24 protein-coding genes are annotated in these 21,419 nt (G+C 62.1%); 17 read left to right on the top strand and 7 right to left on the bottom strand.

The window, feature by feature from the left end:
- Positions 1 to 2 precede the first annotated feature (2 nt).
- From gcvP to AC3WWR_RS13690, 5 genes are all read left to right on the top strand, one after another.
- Positions 3 to 2,852 carry an aminomethyl-transferring glycine dehydrogenase gene (gene gcvP / locus AC3WWR_RS13710; protein WP_492598794.1) on the top strand — a complete coding sequence of 950 codons (2,850 nt, stop codon included), beginning with the start codon at positions 3 to 5 and terminating at the stop codon, positions 2,850 to 2,852.
- Between the two features lie 129 nt (positions 2,853 to 2,981).
- The gene (glyA, locus tag AC3WWR_RS13705; protein WP_033045713.1) at positions 2,982 to 4,238 is read left to right on the top strand and encodes a serine hydroxymethyltransferase; all 1,257 of its coding nucleotides are present in this window, start codon (positions 2,982 to 2,984) and stop codon (positions 4,236 to 4,238) included.
- Positions 4,239 to 4,393: 155 nt separating this feature from the next.
- Positions 4,394 to 5,350: a lipoyl synthase gene (lipA, locus tag AC3WWR_RS13700; protein WP_020799576.1), complete on the top strand. Its 957-nt coding sequence runs from the start codon at positions 4,394 to 4,396 to the stop codon at positions 5,348 to 5,350.
- A 14-nt stretch (positions 5,351 to 5,364) separates the two neighbouring features.
- Entirely contained in the window at positions 5,365 to 6,150 is a 786-nt protein-coding gene (locus AC3WWR_RS13695; protein WP_237750000.1) for a M15 family metallopeptidase, read from the top strand.
- Complete coding sequence (locus AC3WWR_RS13690) at positions 6,147 to 6,869, top strand: L,D-transpeptidase family protein (protein ID WP_492598793.1); 723 nt, start codon at positions 6,147 to 6,149, stop codon at positions 6,867 to 6,869. The genes AC3WWR_RS13695 and AC3WWR_RS13690 overlap by 4 nt, the downstream gene beginning before the upstream one ends.
- Here the strand turns inward: AC3WWR_RS13690 and AC3WWR_RS13685 are convergent.
- The 3 genes from AC3WWR_RS13685 to AC3WWR_RS13675 form a co-directional block, all read right to left on the bottom strand.
- Complete coding sequence (locus tag AC3WWR_RS13685) at positions 6,772 to 7,875, bottom strand: sterol desaturase family protein (protein ID WP_151142741.1); 1,104 nt, start codon at positions 7,873 to 7,875, stop codon at positions 6,772 to 6,774. The genes AC3WWR_RS13690 and AC3WWR_RS13685 overlap by 98 nt on opposite strands.
- A 148-nt stretch (positions 7,876 to 8,023) precedes the next feature.
- Entirely contained in the window at positions 8,024 to 8,869 is an 846-nt protein-coding gene (locus AC3WWR_RS13680; protein ID WP_151142742.1) for a nitrilase-related carbon-nitrogen hydrolase, read from the bottom strand.
- Complete coding sequence (locus AC3WWR_RS13675) at positions 8,866 to 10,365, bottom strand: purine-cytosine permease family protein (RefSeq protein WP_492598792.1); 1,500 nt, start codon at positions 10,363 to 10,365, stop codon at positions 8,866 to 8,868. Before AC3WWR_RS13675 ends, AC3WWR_RS13680 begins: the two co-directional genes overlap by 4 nt.
- A 199-nt stretch (positions 10,366 to 10,564) precedes the next feature.
- Here AC3WWR_RS13675 and AC3WWR_RS13670 point away from each other — a divergent pair, with 199 nt between their 5' ends.
- Positions 10,565 to 11,470 carry a LysR family transcriptional regulator gene (locus AC3WWR_RS13670; protein WP_020799581.1) on the top strand — a complete coding sequence of 302 codons (906 nt, stop codon included), beginning with the start codon at positions 10,565 to 10,567 and terminating at the stop codon, positions 11,468 to 11,470.
- 109 nt (positions 11,471 to 11,579) lie between these two features.
- Here the strand turns inward: AC3WWR_RS13670 and AC3WWR_RS13665 are convergent, their stop codons facing one another.
- Together AC3WWR_RS13665 and ggt are read right to left on the bottom strand one after the other, a co-directional pair.
- Entirely contained in the window at positions 11,580 to 12,113 is a 534-nt protein-coding gene (locus tag AC3WWR_RS13665) for a cysteine hydrolase family protein (protein ID WP_033044615.1), read from the bottom strand.
- A 63-nt stretch (positions 12,114 to 12,176) separates the two neighbouring features.
- Complete coding sequence (gene ggt, locus AC3WWR_RS13660; protein ID WP_020799583.1) at positions 12,177 to 13,904, bottom strand: gamma-glutamyltransferase; 1,728 nt, start codon at positions 13,902 to 13,904, stop codon at positions 12,177 to 12,179.
- Positions 13,905 to 14,039: 135 nt separating this feature from the next.
- On the opposite strand from ggt, the gene AC3WWR_RS13655 reads away from it, so the two are divergent.
- Complete coding sequence (locus AC3WWR_RS13655; protein ID WP_033044616.1) at positions 14,040 to 14,552, top strand: methylated-DNA--[protein]-cysteine S-methyltransferase; 513 nt, start codon at positions 14,040 to 14,042, stop codon at positions 14,550 to 14,552.
- A gap of 97 nt (positions 14,553 to 14,649) precedes the next feature.
- Here the strand turns inward: AC3WWR_RS13655 and AC3WWR_RS13650 are convergent, their stop codons facing one another.
- A complete protein-coding gene (locus AC3WWR_RS13650) occupies positions 14,650 to 15,096 on the bottom strand; it encodes a hemerythrin domain-containing protein (protein ID WP_033042600.1) in 447 nt (148 codons plus the stop codon).
- Between the two features lie 145 nt (positions 15,097 to 15,241).
- Here AC3WWR_RS13650 and AC3WWR_RS13645 point away from each other — a divergent pair, with 145 nt between their 5' ends.
- On the top strand, positions 15,242 to 15,667 hold the full coding sequence (locus AC3WWR_RS13645; RefSeq protein ID WP_492598791.1) for a GNAT family N-acetyltransferase: 426 nt from the start codon (positions 15,242 to 15,244) through the stop codon (positions 15,665 to 15,667).
- A gap of 136 nt (positions 15,668 to 15,803) precedes the next feature.
- On the opposite strand, the gene AC3WWR_RS13640 is transcribed toward AC3WWR_RS13645, so the two are convergent.
- A complete protein-coding gene (locus AC3WWR_RS13640) occupies positions 15,804 to 16,154 on the bottom strand; it encodes a hypothetical protein (RefSeq protein WP_020799587.1) in 351 nt (116 codons plus the stop codon).
- Between the two features lie 148 nt (positions 16,155 to 16,302).
- Here AC3WWR_RS13640 and AC3WWR_RS13635 point away from each other — a divergent pair, with 148 nt between their 5' ends.
- From AC3WWR_RS13635 to AC3WWR_RS13595, 9 genes are all read left to right on the top strand, one after another.
- A complete protein-coding gene (locus AC3WWR_RS13635) occupies positions 16,303 to 16,551 on the top strand; it encodes a hypothetical protein (protein ID WP_020799588.1) in 249 nt (82 codons plus the stop codon).
- 20 nt (positions 16,552 to 16,571) lie between these two features.
- A complete protein-coding gene (locus AC3WWR_RS13630; protein WP_020799589.1) occupies positions 16,572 to 16,901 on the top strand; it encodes a DUF6388 family protein in 330 nt (109 codons plus the stop codon).
- 24 nt (positions 16,902 to 16,925) lie between these two features.
- The gene (locus AC3WWR_RS13625; RefSeq protein ID WP_020799590.1) at positions 16,926 to 17,630 is read left to right on the top strand and encodes a YoaK family protein; all 705 of its coding nucleotides are present in this window, start codon (positions 16,926 to 16,928) and stop codon (positions 17,628 to 17,630) included.
- Positions 17,631 to 17,828: 198 nt separating this feature from the next.
- The gene (gene tusD / locus AC3WWR_RS13620; protein WP_042955684.1) at positions 17,829 to 18,221 is read left to right on the top strand and encodes a sulfurtransferase complex subunit TusD; all 393 of its coding nucleotides are present in this window, start codon (positions 17,829 to 17,831) and stop codon (positions 18,219 to 18,221) included.
- Between the two features lies 1 nt (position 18,222).
- Positions 18,223 to 18,585, top strand: a complete 363-nt coding sequence (gene tusC, locus AC3WWR_RS13615; RefSeq protein WP_020799592.1) for a sulfurtransferase complex subunit TusC — start codon at positions 18,223 to 18,225, stop codon at positions 18,583 to 18,585.
- Entirely contained in the window at positions 18,585 to 18,878 is a 294-nt protein-coding gene (tusB, locus tag AC3WWR_RS13610) for a sulfurtransferase complex subunit TusB (protein WP_020799593.1), read from the top strand. Before tusC ends, tusB begins: the two co-directional genes overlap by 1 nt.
- Positions 18,875 to 19,210 carry a TusE/DsrC/DsvC family sulfur relay protein gene (locus AC3WWR_RS13605; RefSeq protein ID WP_008062047.1) on the top strand — a complete coding sequence of 112 codons (336 nt, stop codon included), beginning with the start codon at positions 18,875 to 18,877 and terminating at the stop codon, positions 19,208 to 19,210. Before tusB ends, AC3WWR_RS13605 begins: the two co-directional genes overlap by 4 nt.
- Positions 19,207 to 20,208, top strand: coding sequence for a glycosyl transferase family protein (locus AC3WWR_RS13600; RefSeq protein WP_492598790.1), 1,002 nt, complete (start codon positions 19,207 to 19,209; stop codon positions 20,206 to 20,208). The genes AC3WWR_RS13605 and AC3WWR_RS13600 overlap by 4 nt, the downstream gene beginning before the upstream one ends.
- A gap of 90 nt (positions 20,209 to 20,298) precedes the next feature.
- The gene (locus tag AC3WWR_RS13595; RefSeq protein WP_033042494.1) at positions 20,299 to 21,297 is read left to right on the top strand and encodes a glutathione S-transferase family protein; all 999 of its coding nucleotides are present in this window, start codon (positions 20,299 to 20,301) and stop codon (positions 21,295 to 21,297) included.
- The last annotated feature ends 122 nt before the right edge of the window (positions 21,298 to 21,419 follow it).

Raw genomic sequence — 21,419 nt, 5'->3', positions numbered from 1 at the left:
CCATGACCGCCCTCCTCGACACACATGACGAATTCATCGCCCGCCACATCGGCCCCCGCGCCGGTGACGAGCAGGCCATGCTCAACACCCTCGGCTTCGACTCCCTCGAAGCCCTGAGCGCCAGCGTCATTCCCGACAGCATCAAGGGCACCAGCGTGCTCGGCCTGGAAGACGGCCTGAGCGAAGCCGACGCCCTGGCGATGATCAAAGGCATCGCCGGCAAGAACCAACTGTTCAAGACCTTCATCGGCCAGGGCTACTACGGCACCCACACGCCGTCGCCGATCCTGCGCAACCTCCTGGAAAACCCGGCCTGGTACACCGCCTATACCCCCTACCAGCCGGAGATTTCCCAGGGTCGCCTTGAAGCCCTGCTGAACTTCCAGACCCTGATCAGCGACCTCACCGGCCTGCCGATCGCCAACGCCTCCCTGCTCGACGAAGCCACCGCCGCCGCCGAAGCCATGACCTTCTGCAAGCGCCTGAGCAAGAACAAGGGCAGCCACCAGTTCTTCGCCTCCGTGCATTGCCACCCGCAGACCCTTGACGTGCTGCGCACCCGTGCCGAGCCGCTGGGCATCGAGGTGGTGGTCGGTGACGAGCGCGAACTGAGCGACGTGTCGCCGTTCTTCGGGGCCCTGCTGCAGTACCCGGCGAGCAACGGTGACGTGTTCGACTACCGCGAACTGACCGAGCGCCTGCACGCCGCCAACGCCCTGGTGGCCGTGGCCGCCGACCTGCTGGCCCTGACCCTGCTGACCCCGCCGGGCGAATTCGGTGCCGACGTGGCCATCGGCAGCGCGCAACGCTTCGGCGTGCCGCTGGGCTTCGGTGGCCCGCACGCGGCGTACTTCTCCACCAAGGATGCGTTCAAGCGCAACATGCCGGGCCGTCTGGTCGGCGTCTCGGTGGACCGTTTCGGCAAGCCGGCCCTGCGCCTGGCGATGCAGACCCGCGAGCAGCACATCCGCCGCGAGAAGGCCACGTCCAACATCTGCACCGCCCAGGTGCTGCTGGCCAACATCGCCAGCATGTACGCCGTGTACCACGGTCCGCAGGGCCTGACGCAGATCGCCCAGCGTGTGCACCAGTTGACCGCGATCCTGGCCAAGGGCTTGAACGCTCTGGGCCTGAAGGTTGAGCAGGACAGCTTCTTCGACACCCTGTCCATCAAGACCGGCGCTGACACCGCGAAACTGCACGAGCGGGCCCGCGCCCAGCAGATCAACCTGCGCGTGGTCGACGCTGAACGTCTGGGCCTGTCCCTGGATGAAACCAGCACCCAGGCTGACGTCGAAACCCTGTGGGCGCTGTTCGCCGCGGGCCAGAGCCTGCCGGACTTCGCCGCCCTCGCCGCCGCCACGCAAGCGACCCTCCCGGCCGCGCTGCTGCGCCAGTCGCCGATCCTCAGCCACCCGGTGTTCAACCGCTACCACTCGGAAACCGAGCTGATGCGCTACCTGCGCAAGCTGGCGGACAAGGACCTGGCGCTGGACCGCACCATGATCCCGCTGGGCTCGTGCACCATGAAACTCAACGCCGCCAGCGAAATGATCCCGGTGACCTGGGCCGAATTCGGCGCCCTGCACCCGTTCGCCCCGGCCGAACAAAGCGCCGGCTACCAGCAGCTGACCGATGAACTGGAAGCGATGCTCTGCGCCGCCACCGGCTACGACTCGATCTCGCTGCAGCCGAACGCCGGTTCGCAAGGTGAATATGCCGGCCTGCTGGCCATCCGCGCCTACCACCAGAGCCGTGGCGAAGACCGTCGCGACATCTGCCTGATCCCGTCCTCGGCCCACGGCACCAACCCGGCCACCGCACAGATGGCCGGCATGCGCGTGGTGGTCACCGCCTGCGACGCCCGCGGCAACGTCGACATCGAAGACCTGCGCGCCAAGGCCATCGAGCACCGCGAGCACCTCGCCGCGCTGATGATCACCTACCCGTCGACCCACGGCGTGTTCGAGGAAGGCATCCGCGAAATCTGCGGCATCATCCACGAGCACGGCGGCCAGGTGTACATCGACGGCGCCAACATGAACGCCATGGTCGGCCTCTGCGCCCCGGGCAAGTTCGGCGGCGACGTGTCGCACCTGAACCTGCACAAGACCTTCTGCATCCCCCACGGCGGTGGCGGCCCGGGCGTCGGCCCGATCGGCGTCAAGTCGCACCTGGCGCCGTTCCTGCCGGGCCACGCACACATGGCCCGCAAGGAAGGCGCAGTCTGCGCCGCACCGTTCGGCAGCGCGAGCATTTTGCCGATCACCTGGATGTACATCCGCATGATGGGCGGCGCCGGCCTCAAGCGCGCGTCGCAGCTGGCGATCCTCAACGCCAACTACATTTCCCGTCGCCTGGAAGAGCACTACCCGGTGCTGTACACCGGCAGCAACGGCCTGGTGGCGCACGAATGCATCCTCGACCTGCGCCCGCTGAAAGACAGCAGCGGCATCAGCGTCGACGACGTGGCCAAGCGCCTGATCGACTTCGGCTTCCATGCCCCGACCATGTCCTTCCCGGTGGCCGGCACCCTGATGATCGAGCCGACCGAAAGCGAATCCAAGGAAGAACTGGACCGCTTCTGCGACGCCATGATCCGCATCCGCGAAGAAATCCGCGCGGTGGAAAACGGCACCCTGGACAAGGACGACAACCCACTGAAAAACGCCCCGCACACCGCGGCGGAGTTGGTCGGCGAGTGGTCGCATCCTTACAGCCGTGAGCAGGCGGTTTATCCGGTTGCCTCGCTGATCGAAGGCAAGTACTGGCCGCCGGTCGGCCGTGTCGACAACGTGTTCGGCGATCGCAACCTGATCTGCGCGTGCCCATCCATCGAAGACTACGCATAACCCCCGTAGGAGCTGCCGCAGGCTGCGATCTTTTGATCTGGCTTTAAAAAATCAAAAGATCGCAGCCTCGTTGCACTCGTCAGCTCCTACAGGTGCCCCCCATTTCGAGAACAACAGAGGACTTTCACCATGTTCAGCAAGCAGGACCAGATCAAAGGCTACGACGACGAACTGCTGGCGGCGATAAATGCCGAGGATGCGCGGCAGGAGCACCACATCGAGCTGATCGCTTCGGAGAATTACACCAGCCAACGGGTCATGGAAGCGCAAGGCAGCGGCCTGACCAACAAGTACGCCGAAGGCTATCCGGGCAAGCGCTATTACGGCGGTTGCGAGTATGTCGACGTGGTCGAGCAACTGGCCATCGACCGCGCAAAACAATTGTTCGGCGCCGACTACGCCAACGTCCAGCCGCACTCCGGCAGCCAGGCCAACGCGGCCGTGTACCTGGCGTTGCTGCAGGCTGGCGACACCGTGCTGGGCATGAGCCTGGCCCATGGCGGTCACCTGACCCACGGGGCCAAGGTGAGTTTTTCCGGCAAGCTCTACAACGCCGTGCAATACGGCATCGACACCGCGACAGGGTTGATCGACTACGACGAAGTCGAACGCCTGGCCGTCGAGCACCAGCCGAAAATGATCATCGCCGGATTCTCCGCTTACTCCAAGACCCTGGATTTTCCGCGTTTCCGTGAGATCGCCGACAAGGTCGGTGCCTGGCTGTTCGTCGACATGGCCCACGTCGCCGGGCTGGTGGCCACCGGTCTGTACCCGAACCCGCTGCCTTACGCCGACGTGGTCACCACCACGACCCACAAGACCCTGCGCGGTCCGCGCGGTGGCCTGATCCTGGCCAGGGCCAATCCGGAGCTTGAGAAAAAACTCAACGCCGCCGTATTCCCCGGTGGCCAGGGCGGTCCGCTGATGCATGTGATCGCCGCCAAGGCCGTGTGCTTCAAGGAAGCGCTGGAGCCGGCGTTCAAGACTTACCAGGCACAAGTGATCCGCAACGCCCAGGCGATGGCGCAGGTGTTTATCGAACGGGGCTATGACGTGGTGTCCGGTGGTACCGACAACCACCTGTTCCTGGTCAGCCTGATCCGCCAGGGCCTGACCGGCAAGGACGCTGACGCCGCCCTGGGCCGTGCCGGCATCACCGTGAACAAGAACGCGGTGCCCAACGATCCGCAGTCGCCGTTCGTGACCTCAGGCCTGCGCATCGGTACGCCGGCGATCACCAGCCGTGGTTTCAAGGAAGCACAGAGCATCGAGCTGGCAGGCTGGATCTGCGACATCCTCGATCACCTCGGCGATGCCGATGTCGAGGCCCAGGTCGCCCGCCAGGCTGCCGCTCTGTGTGCGGACTTCCCGGTGTACCGCGACTGATCACACAACACAAACCCCTGTGAAAAACCTGTGGGAGCGAGCCTGCTCGCGAAGGCGGAGTGTCAGTCGACATCTGTGCTGGATGTTCCACCATCTTCGCGAGCAGGCTCGCTCCCACAGTTCCGGTTCTTGTCTGACATACCTTGGGAGCATCTATGAACACAGTGCAAGTCGGCACAAAACTGCGCGGCGCGGAAAAAGTCGCGCGGATTCCAGTGAAAATCATCCCCACCGAGGACCTCCCGCGCAAACCCGACTGGATCCGGGTACGCATGCCGGCCTCCCCCGAGGTCGACCGGATCAAGCAATTGCTGCGCAAACACAAGCTGCACAGCGTCTGCGAAGAAGCCTCGTGCCCGAACCTGGGCGAGTGTTTTTCCGGGGGGACTGCGACATTCATGATCATGGGTGACATCTGCACCCGTCGCTGCCCGTTCTGCGATGTCGGCCACGGGCGCCCGAAGCCGCTGGATGTGGATGAGCCGACCAACCTCGCCGTGGCCATCGCCGAACTGCGCCTCAAATACGTGGTGATCACCTCGGTGGACCGCGACGACTTGCGCGATGGCGGCGCCCAACACTTCGTCGACTGCCTGCGCGAAATCCGCAAGCTATCGCCGGGCATTCAACTGGAAACCCTGGTGCCGGACTATCGCGGACGGATGGACGTCGCCTTGGCGATCACCGCCCTTGAGCCGCCCGATGTGTTCAACCACAACCTGGAAACCGTTCCGCGCCTGTACAAGGCCGCACGACCCGGCTCGGATTTCGAGTGGTCGCTGGATCTGCTGCAAAACTTCAAGCAGCGGGTACCACAGGTCCCCACCAAATCCGGGCTGATGCTGGGCCTGGGAGAAACCGACGAAGAAGTGATCGACGTCATGCAGCGCCTGCGCGAGCACGATGTCGACATGCTCACCCTCGGCCAATACCTGCAACCGTCGCGCAGCCACTTGCCGGTCCAGCGTTTCGTGCACCCGGACGTGTTTGCCTGGTTCGCCGAGGAAGGCGCGCGCATGGGCTTCAAGAACGTCGCGTCCGGGCCATTGGTGCGCTCGTCCTATCACGCCGACCAACAACTTCATGGAGGTGCCGCCGATTTCAAGCCATGATGAAGTGACTTGTCATGCCATTACGCAGGCCGGACCCGATGCCATTTGTCGTTCGAACATTGCTTCCGCTCCTCAGTCTCGCCTTGTCGGGTGTCGCCGCTGCCGAGCCCAGGCCCGAGCACATGGTGTATTTACGCACGATCGATCCGGGTATCGAACAGGACATTCGTTATGCCAGCGCCCACAACTTCACCGGGCACCCGCTCGAGGGTTATGAAGCGCCCGAGTGCTTGCTGTCGCAGGATGCCGCCAAAGCCCTCGCCCGGGTACAAACGGCACTGCGGGCGCAAGGCTATGGCCTGAAGGTGTTCGATTGCTATCGCCCCAGTCGCGCGGTCGCGGACATGGGGCGCTTCGCCACTGAGCCGGGCGATCCGCTCAAGGCCGAATTCTATCCACGGGTGGATAAGCAAGACTTCTGGCGCCTGGGCTATGTGGCGCGCGTATCGAATCACTCCAAAGGCAGCACCGTCGACCTGAGCATGACGGGACCGGACGCCCTGCCCGCCGACACCTGGACGCCATCTGCCACGCCAGTCGATTGCACGGCGCCTTATGGGCAGCGTTGGCACGACGGCGCAGTCGACATGGGCACCGGTTTTGATTGCTTCGACGAGCGCGCCCATACCGATTCGACGTCGATCACGGCGACGGCCATGGAAAATCGCCAGCGACTGACCCGCGCCATGGCGCAGGAGGGATTCACCGGTTACTCCGCCGAGTGGTGGCACTTCACCTATACCCGGGATGCGACGTTGAACACCGTCATGAACTTCCCCATCACCCCGCTGGCACCATGAACAGCCTTGGCAGAATCTGCGCGTTGCTGATCCTGTTGCTGCCCTGTGCCGCAATGGCCCAAGGGCTCGACGGTAGTGGCCAGTTGATCGTGGTCACCAGCAAGCACTGGGACGACATCCAGGGCAGCGCCCAGCGTTATGAACGGCACGGGGACAGCTTCCAGAAAGTCGAAGCGCCGTTTGCCGTCGTGCTGGGAAAAAATGGCATGGGCTGGGGCAAGGGACTGCTCGACACCGGGCAACTTCAGGGGCCGGTGAAACAGGAAGGCGATGGAAAGGCACCCGCCGGGATGTTCAAACTCGGCAGCGCTTTTGGCTACGACGCTTCAGGTGAAACCCGCCTGCCCTACCTCGCACTGACCTCGACCATCGAATGCGTGGATGACAGCCGGTCCGCTCATTACAACGAATTGGTCGACGGCGCCACGATGGCCCAAGACTGGAACAGCTCTGAACGCATGCGTCGCCATGATGACTTGTACCGCCTGGGCATTTTCATCGAGCACAACACCCCCGCATCCCCCGCCGCCGGTTCCTGCATTTTCTTCCACATCTGGCGTGGCCCCACGGAACCGACGCGGGGCTGCACCGCGATGGACCCGATGGATATCGCACGCCTGCTCAGTTGGCTGGACCCACGCCAGTCCCCGCTGCTGGTGCAACTGCCCGAGACGCAGTACGAGCAGTTGCGCAAACGCTGGAACCTGCCTGCGCGCTGACCGCAAGCGAGCGCCTGGCCAGGCGGATCTTGCCCAGCGTTTCGACAAAGGGCGTGATGATCAGGCTGTAGACGGTCAGGTAACGACCATGATCCGCTTCGCAGGTGCCGAAGCGGATGGGCTCCGGTTGCGTTTGGGTGACGTACAGCGTGCCGAACATCCAGTCCCAGAGTGACAGGTTGACCCCGAAGTTCTTGTTGAAGTGCCGCGGCGCATCGCTGTGGTGGACCTGGTGCTGGGCCGGGCTGTTCAGCACATGCTCGACCACAGGCCCGAAGGACAGCCAGACGTGGCTATGGCGCAGATTGGCCGCCAAGGCATTGAGGATGAACACCATGTAGGTCACGCCGAACAGCGTGTAGCGGCTGATCTCCCCGCCACAGGCGTACCAGAAGAGTCCGGCAAAGGCGCTGATGAACACAAGGTCAGTCAACCGCTCGACCACTTTCTCGAGGAAATGCACCCGACTGGCCGTGGCCGGGACCAGCACCGTCGCCGAATGATGGACTTTGTGGAACGCCCACAGGTAGCGCGAATGGTAAGCGCGGTGGGCCCAGTAATGGATGAAGTCCTGCAGCAGGAACACACCCAGGCCATAGAGCAAGGTCAGGACCAGGTGCTCCTCGACCTGCACCCGTGCACCCCACAGCTGAGTGAAAAAGCGGATGTAGTCACCGGAACGCAACACATAGGGGTCCACTAGCCCGACGATGGGCACCACCAGCACGACCTTGAGGATCGCGCGCACGAAGTAGTAGCGGTAATCGAGCAGCGCCGAGGGATGAAAATGCACACGGTTGCCGCCGATGAACTGCCAGAAGCTGTGCGCGTCCGTCAGCCCGCGAGCTCGGCGCCAGCGGAACAGGCCGTAGGCAACGGAGTAGGAGATGAAAAGAAAGGCGACGCAGAGACGGCCATTGAGGTCGAAGAGCCCGAGGAACTGGTTGCTGACAGGTATAAATACCCACCTGGACAGGTATTGCTCGATCAGTGCGAGAACATCCATGAAAGGCTGCCCCCTGCTGAAAGTAGAGCGTTGTGTGTGGGATGGAAAAACGCGTGTCGCAGGAACACGGCGGGCCGGCTCCTGCGGGACATTATTGCGGATGTATCTTATTCAGGTCTTGGGATTTCGGCAACCTCTGGGCCAAACGTCACTTCACTTCACTGCTCAAGCCATACAGCTGCGGCCGGCGGTCCCGGTGCAGGTCATTGCGCTCGCTGATGCGCTTGTTGCGGGCCTCGGCCAGGTTCAGGTTGGCCAGCAGCATCTGCTCGCCACCCTGCTCCGCCGGACCGGCCACCGGATAACCGTCGGCGTCGACGATCACCGAACCTTGCACCCAACTCACCCCGCGCTCAACACCATGACGGTCACAGGCGGCGATGAACATGCGGTTGACCGAGGCATTGGCCTGCACCCGCAAGACTTCCGCCGGGCGCTCGGATTGCGGTCGCGGGCCGTCGGGCCAGTTGACCGGCGCACAGAGCAGGTCGGCACCGGCCAGCGCCGGCAGGCGCACCCATTCGGGGAACTCCAGGTCGTAGCAGATCAGCATGCCGATGCGCCCGTGGACCGTTTCGATCACCGGCGGTGCGGCAGTGCCGGCTGTGAAAACTTCTTTCTCCGCATCCCACAGGTGCGCCTTGCGGTACACCGCGCGCAAACCCCGGGTATCGATCAGTGCCGCGCTGTTGGCCAGCTCATCCCCGGCCAGACGCTCGCAGAATCCACCGACGATGACCATGTTCAATTCACTGGCCAGCGCCTGCCACAGGCGCAAGGTCGGCCCCTCGGCGGTTTCCGCGAGGGCCAGTGCTTCCGCGCGGTCGGCAAACAGGTAGCCGCTCTGCACCAGCTCCGGCAACACCACCACCTGGGCACCCTGCAGGGCCGCCGAACGGATCGCGCGTTCGGTGAGCGTGCGGTTGTACGCGAGGTCGCCGATTTTCGGCGCCAATTGGCAGCAGGCGACCCGGATATTCTTTGCCGTGTTCAACGCACCGACTCCGTGGATGAATGGGTCATGGCGATAATCTCGTTTTCACTGATCGCCTCGATGACCCGGCGCTCGGCGGCCAGGTCGAGGGAGCGGCTGAGCAGGTAATAGGTCAGGCCCGAAACCAGCAGGCCCACCAGCCAGGCGATGTCCACGCCTTCCAGCACCCGTGCCATAGGACCGACGAAGACTTCCTTGCTGGCGGCGGCATCGTAGATGTAGAAGAACGGCACCATGGCGGCAAAGCCGATCAGGTAGGCCACGATGCCGCGAAACTGCCACGCGCCGTAGATGCCCTTCGGCGTGAAAAAATGCGGGATCGCGTAGCCGCCCTTGCGCACGAAGAAATAGTCCACCAGGTTGACGGCGGTCCAAGGCACGAGGAAGTACAACAGCAACACGAGGAAGGTGTTCAGCCGCGCGATGCCGTCACCCTTGATCGACAGCACGCAGGTCAGCAGGATGATGCTGATGGCACTGATCGACAGCACACGGGCGCGAGGTGTCGGGGTGATCTTGCTGATCGAATCGACGCCGGTCAGCAGCGTCAGCATGGCGCTGTAGGTGTTCAGCGCAATGATCGGCAGGAAGCCCGCCACCGACACCACCACCAACAGATTGCCCAGCCCGGGAATCATCGAGGAACCTACCTGGTTCAATGCCACCAGCGCATCCACCGCTTTCAGTTCCTGGGCGAGCCAGGCACCGAGGCCGATCATCCAGCTGCCCGACAGCGACGCGCCGATGAATATCGCCGCGATCAGTTTCGGCCGGCTGGTGTTTTTCGGCAGGTAGCGCGAATAGTCGGAGACATAGGGTGCATAGGAAATGTTGTAGCTGGCACCAATGGCGAACAGGGTAGCGAAGGCGATCCAGCTGAAGCCGAGGTCGCTGGCCGGCGTGACGCCCTCGGAACCCGCGCCGAACATCAGGGCGATGGTCACCAGGGCATACAACGGCAGCGTCGCCAGCAGCGCCCACTTGAAGGCTTTGTGCATCAGGTCGTGGCCGAAGATCGACAGCAGTGCGCCGATCAGTACCACGGTCACGGCGACGATGGTCGGGTCGATGCCGAACACATGCTCCAGCCCGTTCATGATCAGCGAGACGTTCACCACGTTGAAACCGACGAACACAAACATTGTCGCCATCAGCGCCAGGATCACCCCGCGATAGCCGAACTGGGCACGGGACTGGATCATCTGCGGCAGGCCCATTTCCGGCCCTTGCGAGCCGTGGAAAGCCATGAAGATCGTGCCGAACATGATGCCCAGCGCACCGGCCAGCAGGGTCCACAGCGCCGACAAGCCCAGGCTGGGGCCGACGAAACCGATGGAGATGGTGAAGAAGTGGAAGTTGCCGAGAAACCAGAACGGCCCCTGGCTGCTGAGTTTGGCGTGACGTTCGTTTTCCGGGATGTAATCGATCGAGTGGCCTTCGATGGCCAACCCGCCGCCCGCCTCGGTGGCGTGCGCAGAAAGTGGGGATCCTGACATACGATAGTTCCTATGCAGTAGATTGTTTTTATTTTGAGCGCAGTGGTCGATTCGACGTCCAGATCTGGCAAAACTCCAGAAAAAGCTGACGAAGACCCTGGTTTCCCTGCAATGTATGGCGTTGGCCGCAGCGATAAAATATCCAAGGCGCACTGTTCACATAGATCGGCGTCAATGTAATCGAGTATCGGGAGCCCCCATGCTGGGAACTGTAACGGAGCTGGATCTGCGCCTGATCCGGGTATTTCTCACGGTGGTCGAGGCTGGCGGGATCTCGGCGGCGCAAACAGCCCTCAATACCACGCAACCGACTATCAGCGCACAACTGGCGACGCTGGAGGCACGGGTGGGTTTTCGCCTGTGCGAACGCGGTCGCGGCGGATTTTCCGTAACGCCCAAGGGTGGTCAGTTCGTCGAGGCGGCGCGGCGCTTGCTGGCTGCCGCCGAGGGCTTCAGGGTTGAAGTGCAGCACATCAACCGCAAGGTCTCGGGCAACATCAATGTCGGCCTGCTGGGGCAGATCGACCCGGTAGCGAACAAGAAAATCGGCTTGGCCATTGCCCGCCTGCGGGCTCGGCACGAGGGCCTGTACTTTCACTTCACCGAGCTGTCTTCATCGCTGCTGGAAGAGAAAATCATCAACGGCCATATTGATCTGGCGATCGGTTATTTTTGGCATCGCTTGCCCAATATCGACTACTTCCCGTTGTTCCAGGAAACCCAGATCGCCTACTGCGCGCCGTCACACCCGCTGTTCGAGCAGGTGGGCGCGCTGACGCGCGAGGATGTCAGCCAGCATGACTGGGTCTGGCCCAGCCACCCCTTGCCGGAGATGCCGGCGCCGACCTCGATCGAACGCTTGACCGTGCTCACTGACAGCATGGACGGAGCGGCCCTGCTGATCCTGTCCGGCCAACACCTGGGCTTCCTGCCGCAGCATTATGCGGCCCGGCATGAACAGCTCGGGCAGCTGCATCCGCTCAATCCGCAATTGCTGCGCTACGAGGTCGGCTTTCACGCAGCGGTGCGGCATTCGGCGCGGCAGCGGGAGCTGGTCAGTGCGTTCCTCAATGAGCTGATCGATATCTTCAGCGCACCCTTGTAGGAGCGAGCCTGCTCGCGATGGACTTCAGAGCGCCTCGGGGTGTCAGGTTTCCAGCGTTATCGTTAACGTCCATCGCGAGCAGGCTCGCTCCTACAGGGGGGTGGTGTTATCAGAAGCGGATTTCAGCGGCAGGGACCACGTCGATCCGCGCCACCGAACTGCTCAGGTCGGCCCAATCCTTGTTGTGTTCGGCAATGATGTCTTCGGCCGTGGTTTTGCCATTGTCGACAGTGGAATGCGCGTCGGCGGCCAACACCACGTCGTAACCCAGTTGATGCGCCTGGCGCAGGGTTGCATTCACGCAGTAATCGGTTTGCAGGCCGCAGATGACCAGGCGATCGTAGTCTTGCACCGGCACCAGTTTCTGCAGGTTGGTCTGATAGAACGAATCACCGGTGGTTTTACGTACGCGATGATCCTCGGGCGCAGTGTGCAGCCCTTGCGCCAATTGCCAGCCTGGAGCGCCATGCTTCAACAGGTCGCCCTCTTCTTCGTGCTGGATCAGCACCACTGCCACGCCGGCTTTTCTCGCCCGGGCACTCAGGCCATTGATCGTTTCAATGACGCGCTGGATCTCGAAGCACTCGTACTCGCCGGAGCACAGGGCCTGCTGGACGTCGATGATTAACAGTGCGGTGGTCATGGTACCTTCCTTGATGAGTTGAAAAATCAGGGGACGCGTGCGCCCCCCATTCAAACACAACCATCAGTAACCCAGCGACAACCCGGTATTACGCCGTGGATCGTTGGCCCCGTAGAAACGGTTCTTGCCCACCGGCTTGCCCTCCAGCGACGGAGCCCCTACCAGGATTGCTGCCAGGTGGTTGGCGTCCTGGGGACCGGCAAACTTGTGGCCCCAGCTTTCGAGGATCTTCACCGTGTCGGGACTGGTGGTGAAGGTCTCCAGGTTGGTTTCCTCCGGCAGCCATTGCTGGTGGAAACGCGGCGCATCGACCGCTTCCTGGATGTTCATGCCGTAGTCGATCACGTTGAGCATGGTCAGCAGGGTCGCGGTGATGATGCGGCTGCCACCGGGGGTGCCGACCACCATTACCACTTTGCCGTCCTTGGTGACGATGGTTGGGCTCATGGACGACAACGGCGCCTTGCCGGGCGCGATGGCATTGGCCTCGCCCTGCACCAGGCCGTACATGTTCGGTACGCCGACTTTCGAGGTGAAATCATCCATTTCGTCGTTGAGGATGACCCCGGTCTTGCTGGCCATGACCCCGGCACCGAACCAGTCGTTGAGGGTGTAGGTCACCGATACCGCGTTGCCCCATTTGTCGACGATGGAGTAATGGGTGGTGTTGCTGCCCTCATGGGGCGCCACGCCGGGCTTGAGATCCTTGGAGATGCCGGCCTTTTGCGGCTGGATGGCTTCGCGCAGCTTGGTCGCGTAGTTTTTGTCGAGTAAATGCGCGATCGGGTTTTTCACGAAGTCCGGGTCGCCCAGGTAGCTGTTGCGGTCCACATAGGCGTGGCGCATCGCTTCGATCTGGTAGTGCATGCCCTGGGCCGAGTGGTAGCCCAGGTCCTTCATCGGATAGCCTTCGAGGATGTTCATGATCTGGCAGATCACCACCCCGCCGGAGCTCGGTGGCGGTGCCGAGACCACATGGTAGCCGCGATAGTCACACTCGATGGGTGCCAGCTCGCGAGTCTTGTACTTGTCGAGGTCGGCCTGGGTGATGATGCCCTTGTTGGCTTGGCTGGAGGTGACGATGGCGTCGGCCACCCAGCCCTTGTAGAAACCGTCGGCGCCTTTCTCGGAGATTTCCCGCAGGGTTTTGCCGAGGTCTTTCTGTACCAGTTTCTGGCCGACCTGCATCGGCTCGCCATTGCTCAGGAAGATCGCGCCGGAATCCTTGATGTCCTTCTTGAACACGTCGGTGGCGTACTCCAGCAACTCGACATCGCCCTGCTCCAGCACGAAGCCGTCTTCCGCCAGCTTGATCGCCGGGGCGATCACTTCCTTGCGCGGCTTGGTGCCGTATTTGGACAGCGCCAGCTCCATGCCGGACACGGTGCCCGGCACCCCGACGGCCAAGTGTCCGCGGGTGCTCAGGTCGGGGACGACGTTGCCCGCCTTGTCCAGGTACATGTCGGCGGTAGCGGCCAGCGGGGCTTTTTCACGGAAGTCGAGGAAGGTCTTACGACCGTCGGCGAGTTGAATGGTCATGAAACCGCCACCCCCCAGGTTACCGGCCGCGGGATACACCACCGCCAGCGCGTAACCCACTGCGACAGCGGCGTCGACCGCATTGCCGCCGTTCTTCAGCACATCCACGCCCACATGACTGGCCAAATGCTGGGCGGTGACCACCATGCCGTTTTCAGCCGCGACCGGGGCCACAGAGGCCGCATGGGCCATCAGGCAGCTGAGCGCCAACGAGGTCGCAATCAGCGATTTGGCAAAAGGTTCGTACTTCATGAGTCGGTCTCTTTTTGTTTTAAAGTAGGAAAACGCTTCAAGAGCAGTAGGCAGTATGGTCGGGATTGCATATTGCGCCTCCCCGGCGAGGCAGTATGCTTAACACCTGTTCAGCAATTCGGCGATGCGTGCGGCATGACCTACACCTACATCACCTTGGCATCACCCGTCGGCGAGTTGAAGCTGGTAGCGAACGATTGCCGTCTGGCGGCCATCCTCTGGGAAAATGACAAACCAGGCCGGGTGCGCCTCGGCCCGATGGATGAAGCGCCGGACAACCCGGTCCTGATGCGCACTGCGCAACAGTTGCGCGAATACTTCGCGGGCACACGCCAGGCGTTCGAGCTCGACCTTGATTTTGCCGGGACGGAATTTCAGAAGAAGGTCTGGAGGGCCTTGTTGACCATTCCCTTTGGCCAGACCCGCAGCTACAGCCAGATCGCCGAGCAGATCGGCCACCCGAGCGCGGTGCGGGCAGTGGGTGCGGCGAATGGCAGGAATCCGATTTCGATCATCGCGCCCTGTCATCGGGTGATTGGCGCGTCGGGGAAATTGACCGGGTTTGCCGGGGGGCTGGAGGCGAAGCAGACGTTGCTCACGCTGGAAGGCGGCCAATGGCCCGAAACCGCGCGCCTCCCGGGCTTTTGATCTTGTAGGAGCTGCCGCAGGCTGCGATCTTTTGATCTTGTTGTTTAAAAAGCAAAGTCAAAAGATCGCAGCCTGCGGCAGCTCCTACAGGACTACATCACGCCGGTGTAGAAAGCTGCGCCTTGTATTCCTTTTGATACTGCGTCGCCAGCGACTCTTTCTGCTTGTCGTCAAGCAACTTGCCCGCCATCTGGAAGAACTTCTGCTCCTCTTCTTCAAGGTGGTGATGGACCTTCTCGGACAATTTCTTCGCCGTCGCCAGCCAGGCCGGGCTGGACATCTCGGTGCTGTCCAGTTCTTCCATCATCTCATCCATCTCGTGGTGCTCGGAGATCGCGTGGCGACTGAGGTCTACGCCATTGTCGAATTCCATCAGCGGGATGTAGAAATGCCGTTCTTCAGCGGTTTCGTGAGCCTGCAGTTCTGACTTGAGCTGCTTGTATGCGTCGACGCGCTCAGGGGTATCGCCGCTGGTGCGGATCAGGGCTTTGGCGTAGGTACGCTGGCGCTCGTGGCTTTCGCGCAAGGCTTCGAAAATATTCACGGAATGTCCTCATCAGTCGCACTCGGGAATGGCGCGTCACAACAAGTGACCTCTGCGCACTGGCGACGGTTCCACTGGCTGAGGGTCATGGAACTATGGCGGCAACCACGATAGGCTGCCGATTCACTGCCATAAGGACATTGCCATGAACCTGCGGATAGAGTTCTCGCCCACCCCCACGGAAGAAGAGCGCCAGGCCATCCTGATGCCGCTGCGCGCCTACAATGCCTCGAAGGCCGACGGCGCCGTACCCGAGCATATCGCCCTGCTGGTACGTGACGAAAACGATGTGATCCTTGGTGGCCTTTACGCCAGGTTGTTCTACCAGTGGATGTTCATCGACCTGCTATCGGTGCCGGAGCAGGCCCGGGGACAGGGCATGGGCACGAAGCTGATGCAGATGGCCGAAGACCTGGCGCGGGAGAAAAAATGCGTGGGAATGTGGCTCGATACCTTTGAATTCCAGGCACCGGAGTTCTACAGGAAATGCGGCTACAGCGAGATTGGGCATATCGCCGACTACCCGCCGGGGTACAAGCACTTCTTCTTCCAGAAGCGCCTGGACTCCTGACCACAACGCGAATCCCTGTAGGAGCTGCCGCAGGCTGCGATCTTTTGATCTTCGACGGACTTGAGATCGAGAAAAAACAAGATCAAAAGATCGCAGCCTGCGGCAGCTCCTACAGGGCATGCATCAACCCATCAGGTCAGAGGCAGGTGGCCAGTGCCGCCAAGCGGCGCTTGGCGACGAAGTCGTCTTGCTGAGCGTAGTAACTCAATACGGTGCCCGAGGCATCGGTGGTCACGTCGACGAACGACTCGGCCGAGCGGGTATAGACGGTGGTGCTCCCCTTCGCTCCCGGCTCCAGGTACGCCGCAGCATCAACGCCGAACACCGCTTCGTCCTGCCAGGAATACTGCACGCACTGGGCGACGTCCTTGGCCGGCTTGTCGGAGTTCAAGGTCTTGTACGGGGCCTTGGTACGAGCATCGTTCATCGCCGAGCCCGCGCATCCCGCCAGCAAGGTAGCGGCCAGCGCCACCATCAGAATTCGCATTGCATTCACTCATGAGGAAAAAGCGGACTGTATCACCGCGGCAGGGCGTATCGTTCTGCTTTACTTCATTAAAACCGCGACATCGCGTGACGATTCGCGCACCCTGTCGAGCCAATAGCGCTGTATTACACCTTTCACTGGACGCCCCATGACACCCAACGCCGAGTTTTACAAACCGACCACTGAATATGCCGACAAGCTGATCAGCCAGATCGGTCAGACACCGTCCTGGATCGCCAAGCGAATCGGCGTCACCGACAAGCGCATTCGTTACATCCTTGAGGGCGAAAGAACCGTCAAGGGTGAAACCACGCCGATCCAGATGACCTATACCGAGCAGTTTGCACTCGAATGTCTGGCGGCAGCGGCCAAGGCCAGCAAGAAGCAGTCTTCGTAATTCGTACTCAAGGAGCGACCATGGCGGCACCCGAGCAACAACACGAACTGGCGCTGGAAAAGTTTCTCGACCAACGTCCCGAACTGCGCATCGAGCTCGACCACCTCAACCCGCTGCTGGCCCAGGCCAAGGGCGAGACCCTCGCGCAGTTTCGCGATGATCGTTTACACGAGGCCTTTGAAGCCGAAGCCGAGCGCCTGGGTTTGTTTGCCTGGGAGCTGACACTGCAATTGACCGCCGCCACTCCTGAGGACTATCAGGCCAAGCGTCTGGAAGTGCACCGGGAAGTTGCGCAAATGGCCGGCATGGACTGGCTGGAGTATTGCGACCTGTACGGGATACAACCGTAACCTTTGCTGAGGATCACTGCATCGATGTTGCCCACCGCCTCGAAGACCCACGCCAGCCCCGGACACCTGCACACGCAGAAATGGCGTGGGCGCATCGGCCTGAGCCTGGTGGCCATGCTTTCGGTGCTGGCCGGCATGACTGACGCGATCGGTTTCATGGCCAGTGGCGATTTCGTCTCGTTCATGAGCGGCAATACCACCCGGATGGCCGTCGCCATCAGTGCCGGCGACCTTGGGTTGACCCTGCGCCTGGTGATCCTCATCGCCACCTTCATCTTTGGCAATGCGCTGGGCATTATCGTCAGCCGCCTGAGCAGGCGCCGGTCACTGCCCTTGCTGTTGTGCATTGCCGCCCTGCTGTGCGCCGCCGCGGCCTGGCCCTATGACTCGCAATTGCCTGCCCTGCTGGCAGCCATCATCGCCATGGGCATGCTCAATGCCGCCGTGGAAGAGGTCAACGGCCTGCCGGTCGGCCTGACCTATGTGACCGGAGCCCTGTCGCGCTTTGGCCGCGGACTGGGGCGCTGGATGCTCGGCGAGCGCCGCAACGGTTGGCGCGTGCAACTGATCCCCTGGACCGGCATGTTCGCCGGCGCGGTACTCGGTGCCGTGCTGGAACATCATTTCGGGCTCAAGGCGCTGTTTGCCAGCGGCCTGCTGGCGGCTGCGCTGGGAGTGCTGTCACTGAAGATCCCGCGGCGTTGGCAGTTGGGCTACATGCCGCGCTGATTTTTTTGCTGCCTGTGCGGGCCTCTTCGCGAGCAGGCTCGCTCCCACAGGTTTTGCGGTGCAGCTGTGAACTTTACCATCACACAAATCCCTGTGGGAGCGAGCCTGCTCGCGAAGGGGCCCACACCGGTAACATCGATTTAGCCCCTGCGCCGATAAAGCTTTATCATGGCCGCAGTTTCGCTGATCGAGTCCGCCATGAAGTTCGCCATCGCCGTATTTTCCGCCGCCCATGCGCCCTCTTCGCGCCGCGCCTTGCTGTTCGCCCAGGCGCTGCTTGCCGGCGGGCATGAGATTGTCCGGCTGTTTTTCTACCAGGATGGCGTTTACAACGCGTCCGGCAGCGTGGTCACACCCCAGGACGAGCTGGATGTGCCCCGGCAATGGCGCGCCTTCGTCAGCGAAAACCAACTCGATGGCGTGGTGTGCATCGCCGCCGCCTTGCGCCGTGGCGTGTTGAACGAGGAGGAAGCCAGGCGCTATCAGCGCGAGGCTGTCGCCGTCGGCGCGCCGTGGGAATTGTCCGGGCTGGGGCAGTTGCATGACGCCGTGCAGGATGCCGACCGCCTGATCTGCTTCGGAGGTGCGTGAAATGGCCAAGTCCTTGCTGATCATCAGCCGCCAGTCGCCCTGGTCCGGTCCAGGCGCACGCGAGGCGCTGGACATCGTGCTGGCGGGAGGCGCCTTCGATCTGCCGATCGGCCTGCTGTTTCTCGACGACGGCGTGTTCCAGCTCGCCCCTCATCAGCACGCCAAGGCCCTGCAACAGAAAGACCTGAGCGCCAACCTGCAGGCGCTGCCGATGTTCGGCGTCGAAGAACTGTTTGTCTGTGCCGACAGCGCTGCCGAACGTGGCCTGGACCCAGGTGCCCTGGCACTGGAGGAAGCCCGCGTGTTGGCCGCCCACGAAATCACCGCACTCATTGACCATTACGACCAGGTGATCACCCTCTGATGTCGACTTTGCATGTGTTGTCTCATTCCCCGTTCGGCGACGACCGCCTGAACAGCTGCCTGCGCATAATCGGCGCCAACGACGCATTGCTGCTGTGCGGTGACGCCGCCTATGCCCTGCAGCCGGGCAGCGCCCCTTTCACGGCGCTGAGTGCGCGCGGCCTGGCCCTCTACGTGCTGGCCGAAGATGCCCAGGCCCGGGCTATCGAAGTTCCGGGTTGGGCTACGGCTGTCGATTATCCGGCCTTCGTCGAACTGTCGATCCACCACGCCAAGGTCAACAGCTGGTTATGAATGTATTGACGGTCGGCGCGCGCGCCATCGAGCTGGACAAGGACGGTTTTCTGCTGGAGCTCAGTGACTGGTCGGCAGACGTCGCCAGTGCCCTGGCCGCCGCCGAAGACATCGAGTTGAGCCCCGAGCACTGGGAAATCCTCGAACTGTTGCGCAGCTTCTACGCCGAATTCCAGCTGTCGCCGGCGACCCGGCCGCTGATCAAGTACACCGCATTGAAACTCGGCCCGGACAAAGGCAACAGCCTGCACCTGAACCGACTGTTCAAAGGCACCCCTGCCAAACTCGCCGCGAAACTGGCGGGCCTGCCCAAACCGACGAATTGCTTATGACCGACTACCCAGCGTTGACCCTCGAAACGCCTGCCGAGCACCCGTTCGCCCAATTCGTGCGCATCCTCGGTAAAGGCAAGCGTGGCGCCCGCGACCTGACGCGTGAAGAAGCCCGCGCCGCCATGGGCATGGTGCTTGACGACCAGGTCGAGGACACCCAGTTCGGCGCGTTCCTGATGCTGTTGCGCCACAAGGAAGAAAGCGCGCAGGAAATGGCCGGTTTTACCGAGGCCCTGCGCGAGCGCTTGCAAGCGCCGGCACTGGCGGTCGACCTCGACTGGCCGACCTATGCCGGCAAGAAGCGTCATCTGCCGTGGTACCTGCTGGCCGCCAAGTGCCTGGCGCAGAACGGTGTGCGGGTGTTCATGCACGGTGGCGGCGCGCACACCGCCGGTCGACTCTACAGCGAACAACTGCTCGATGAACTGAACATCCCGTTGTGCCGCGACTGGCAGCAGGTCGGCACAGCGCTGGACAACGGCGGCCTGGCCTTCATGCCGTTGGTGGATTGGGCGCCGCAACTGCAGCGCATGATCGACCTGCGCAACACCCTCGGCCTGCGCTCGCCGATCCACTCCCTGGCGCGCATTCTCAATCCGTTGGGCGCCCGTTGCGGCCTGCAAAGCATCTTCCACCCCGGCTATCAGGCAGTGCATCGCGATGCCAGCGGCTTGCTCGGCGACACTGCGATCGTGGTCAAGGGCGATGGCGGCGAGATCGAGATCAACCCCGACGCCGACAGCCACTTGTACGGCACCACCGGCGGCGAGAGCTGGGATGAGGAGTGGCCGCAACTGTCGAGCCAGCGCCACGTCAAACCCGCCAGCCTGGAACCGGCGCACCTCAAGGCGGTATGGCGCGGCGAAGTGGTGGACAGCTACCCGCAAATGGCCCTGATCTCGACCATGGCCCTGGCGCTGCGCGGCCTCGGCCATAGCCGCGAGCAGGCGTTCGAGACTGCCCAACAGTACTGGGATGCGCGGGACAAATCGATTTAATCGATCATAACCCATTAATATTTGCGCTTTTTTATCGAACCTATGAGCTTAGACTCCTCTCCAACGCTTATCGATTGAGGAGACTTGGACATGGGTTTGTTAGTTGAAGGTCGCTGGCAGGACAAGTGGTACGAAAGCAAGGACGGCACGTTCCAGCGCGAACAGGCGCAACGTCGCAACTGGGTCACCGCTGACGGCCAACCGGGCCCCAGTGGTGTCGGTGGTTTCGCCGCTACGCCAGGGCGCTATCACCTCTACGTGTCGCTCGCCTGTCCCTGGGCCCATCGCACGCTGATCCTGCGCAAACTCAAGGGCCTGGAAAGCCTCATCGACGTGTCGGTGGTCAGCTACCTGATGCTGGAGAACGGTTGGACGTTCGACAAGTCCCACGGCTCCACCGGCGACAAACTCGATCACTTTGACTTCATGCACCAGCGCTACACCGCCGACACCGCCGACTACACCGGCCGCGTCACGGTGCCGGTGCTTTGGGACAAACAACAGAAACGCATCGTCAACAATGAATCGGCGGAAATCATCCGCATGTTCAATGGCGCCTTCGATGAACTGACCGGCAATGACCTGGATTTCTATCCGGCACCGCTGCGCGGCGAGATCGACGCGCTGAACGAGCGAATCTATCCGGCCGTGAACAACGGCGTATACCGCGCCGGGTTTGCTACCTCGCAAACCGCCTATGAGGAGGCCTTCGATGAACTGTTCGCAGAACTGGATCGCCTGGAGCAGCTGTTAAGTGCCAATCGCTACCTGACCGGCGAGTACCTGACTGAAGCGGACATCCGCCTGTTCACTACGCTGATTCGATTCGACGCGGTCTATTACGGTCACTTCAAGTGCAACCTGCGACGCATTGCCGACTATCCGAACCTGTCGAATTGGCTGCGGGAGATTTACCAGTGGCCAGGGATTGCCGAGACGGTGGATTTCACCCATATCAAGCATCACTATTACGGCAGCCACAAGACCATCAACCCGACGGGGATCGTGCCGAAAGGGCCGCAGCAGGATTTCACCACGGCCCATGATCGGGAGCGGCTGAGCGGGAAAGGGGTTTGGCGCAGGGCCTGAAGGCTGATCGTTCCCATGCTCCGCGTGGGAATGCATCCCGTGACGCTCCGCGTCACAGCGTTAGAAGCGGAACGCAGAGCGTCCCTGGCGGCATTCCCACGCAGAGCGTGGGAACGATCGGT

The sequence above is a fragment of the Pseudomonas sp. EB271-G4-1 genome (assembly GCF_058791355.1).
The sequence above is the reverse complement of the archived record's forward strand: the minus strand, read 5'-3'. Positions and strand labels throughout refer to the sequence as shown.

Coding starts and splice junctions, on each gene's coding strand:
- glyA (WP_033045713.1), top strand. CDS start 2,982: ATGTTCAGCAAGCAGGACCAGATCAAAGGCTACGACGACGAACTGCTG.
- AC3WWR_RS13645 (WP_492598791.1), top strand. CDS start 15,242: ATGAACCTGCGGATAGAGTTCTCGCCCACCCCCACGGAAGAAGAGCGC.
- AC3WWR_RS13595 (WP_033042494.1), top strand. CDS start 20,299: ATGGGTTTGTTAGTTGAAGGTCGCTGGCAGGACAAGTGGTACGAAAGC.
- gcvP (WP_492598794.1), top strand. CDS start 3: ATGACCGCCCTCCTCGACACACATGACGAATTCATCGCCCGCCACATC.
- AC3WWR_RS13605 (WP_008062047.1), top strand. CDS start 18,875: ATGAATGTATTGACGGTCGGCGCGCGCGCCATCGAGCTGGACAAGGAC.
- AC3WWR_RS13635 (WP_020799588.1), top strand. CDS start 16,303: ATGACACCCAACGCCGAGTTTTACAAACCGACCACTGAATATGCCGAC.
- AC3WWR_RS13695 (WP_237750000.1), top strand. CDS start 5,365: ATGCCATTACGCAGGCCGGACCCGATGCCATTTGTCGTTCGAACATTG.
- AC3WWR_RS13665 (WP_033044615.1), bottom strand. CDS start 12,113: ATGACCACCGCACTGTTAATCATCGACGTCCAGCAGGCCCTGTGCTCC.
- tusB (WP_020799593.1), top strand. CDS start 18,585: ATGTCGACTTTGCATGTGTTGTCTCATTCCCCGTTCGGCGACGACCGC.
- AC3WWR_RS13630 (WP_020799589.1), top strand. CDS start 16,572: ATGGCGGCACCCGAGCAACAACACGAACTGGCGCTGGAAAAGTTTCTC.
- lipA (WP_020799576.1), top strand. CDS start 4,394: ATGAACACAGTGCAAGTCGGCACAAAACTGCGCGGCGCGGAAAAAGTC.
- AC3WWR_RS13625 (WP_020799590.1), top strand. CDS start 16,926: ATGTTGCCCACCGCCTCGAAGACCCACGCCAGCCCCGGACACCTGCAC.
- AC3WWR_RS13670 (WP_020799581.1), top strand. CDS start 10,565: ATGCTGGGAACTGTAACGGAGCTGGATCTGCGCCTGATCCGGGTATTT.
- tusC (WP_020799592.1), top strand. CDS start 18,223: ATGGCCAAGTCCTTGCTGATCATCAGCCGCCAGTCGCCCTGGTCCGGT.
- AC3WWR_RS13600 (WP_492598790.1), top strand. CDS start 19,207: ATGACCGACTACCCAGCGTTGACCCTCGAAACGCCTGCCGAGCACCCG.
- AC3WWR_RS13675 (WP_492598792.1), bottom strand. CDS start 10,365: ATGTCAGGATCCCCACTTTCTGCGCACGCCACCGAGGCGGGCGGCGGG.
- AC3WWR_RS13690 (WP_492598793.1), top strand. CDS start 6,147: ATGAACAGCCTTGGCAGAATCTGCGCGTTGCTGATCCTGTTGCTGCCC.
- AC3WWR_RS13685 (WP_151142741.1), bottom strand. CDS start 7,875: ATGGATGTTCTCGCACTGATCGAGCAATACCTGTCCAGGTGGGTATTT.
- ggt (WP_020799583.1), bottom strand. CDS start 13,904: ATGAAGTACGAACCTTTTGCCAAATCGCTGATTGCGACCTCGTTGGCG.
- tusD (WP_042955684.1), top strand. CDS start 17,829: ATGAAGTTCGCCATCGCCGTATTTTCCGCCGCCCATGCGCCCTCTTCG.
- AC3WWR_RS13640 (WP_020799587.1), bottom strand. CDS start 16,154: ATGCGAATTCTGATGGTGGCGCTGGCCGCTACCTTGCTGGCGGGATGC.
- AC3WWR_RS13655 (WP_033044616.1), top strand. CDS start 14,040: ATGACCTACACCTACATCACCTTGGCATCACCCGTCGGCGAGTTGAAG.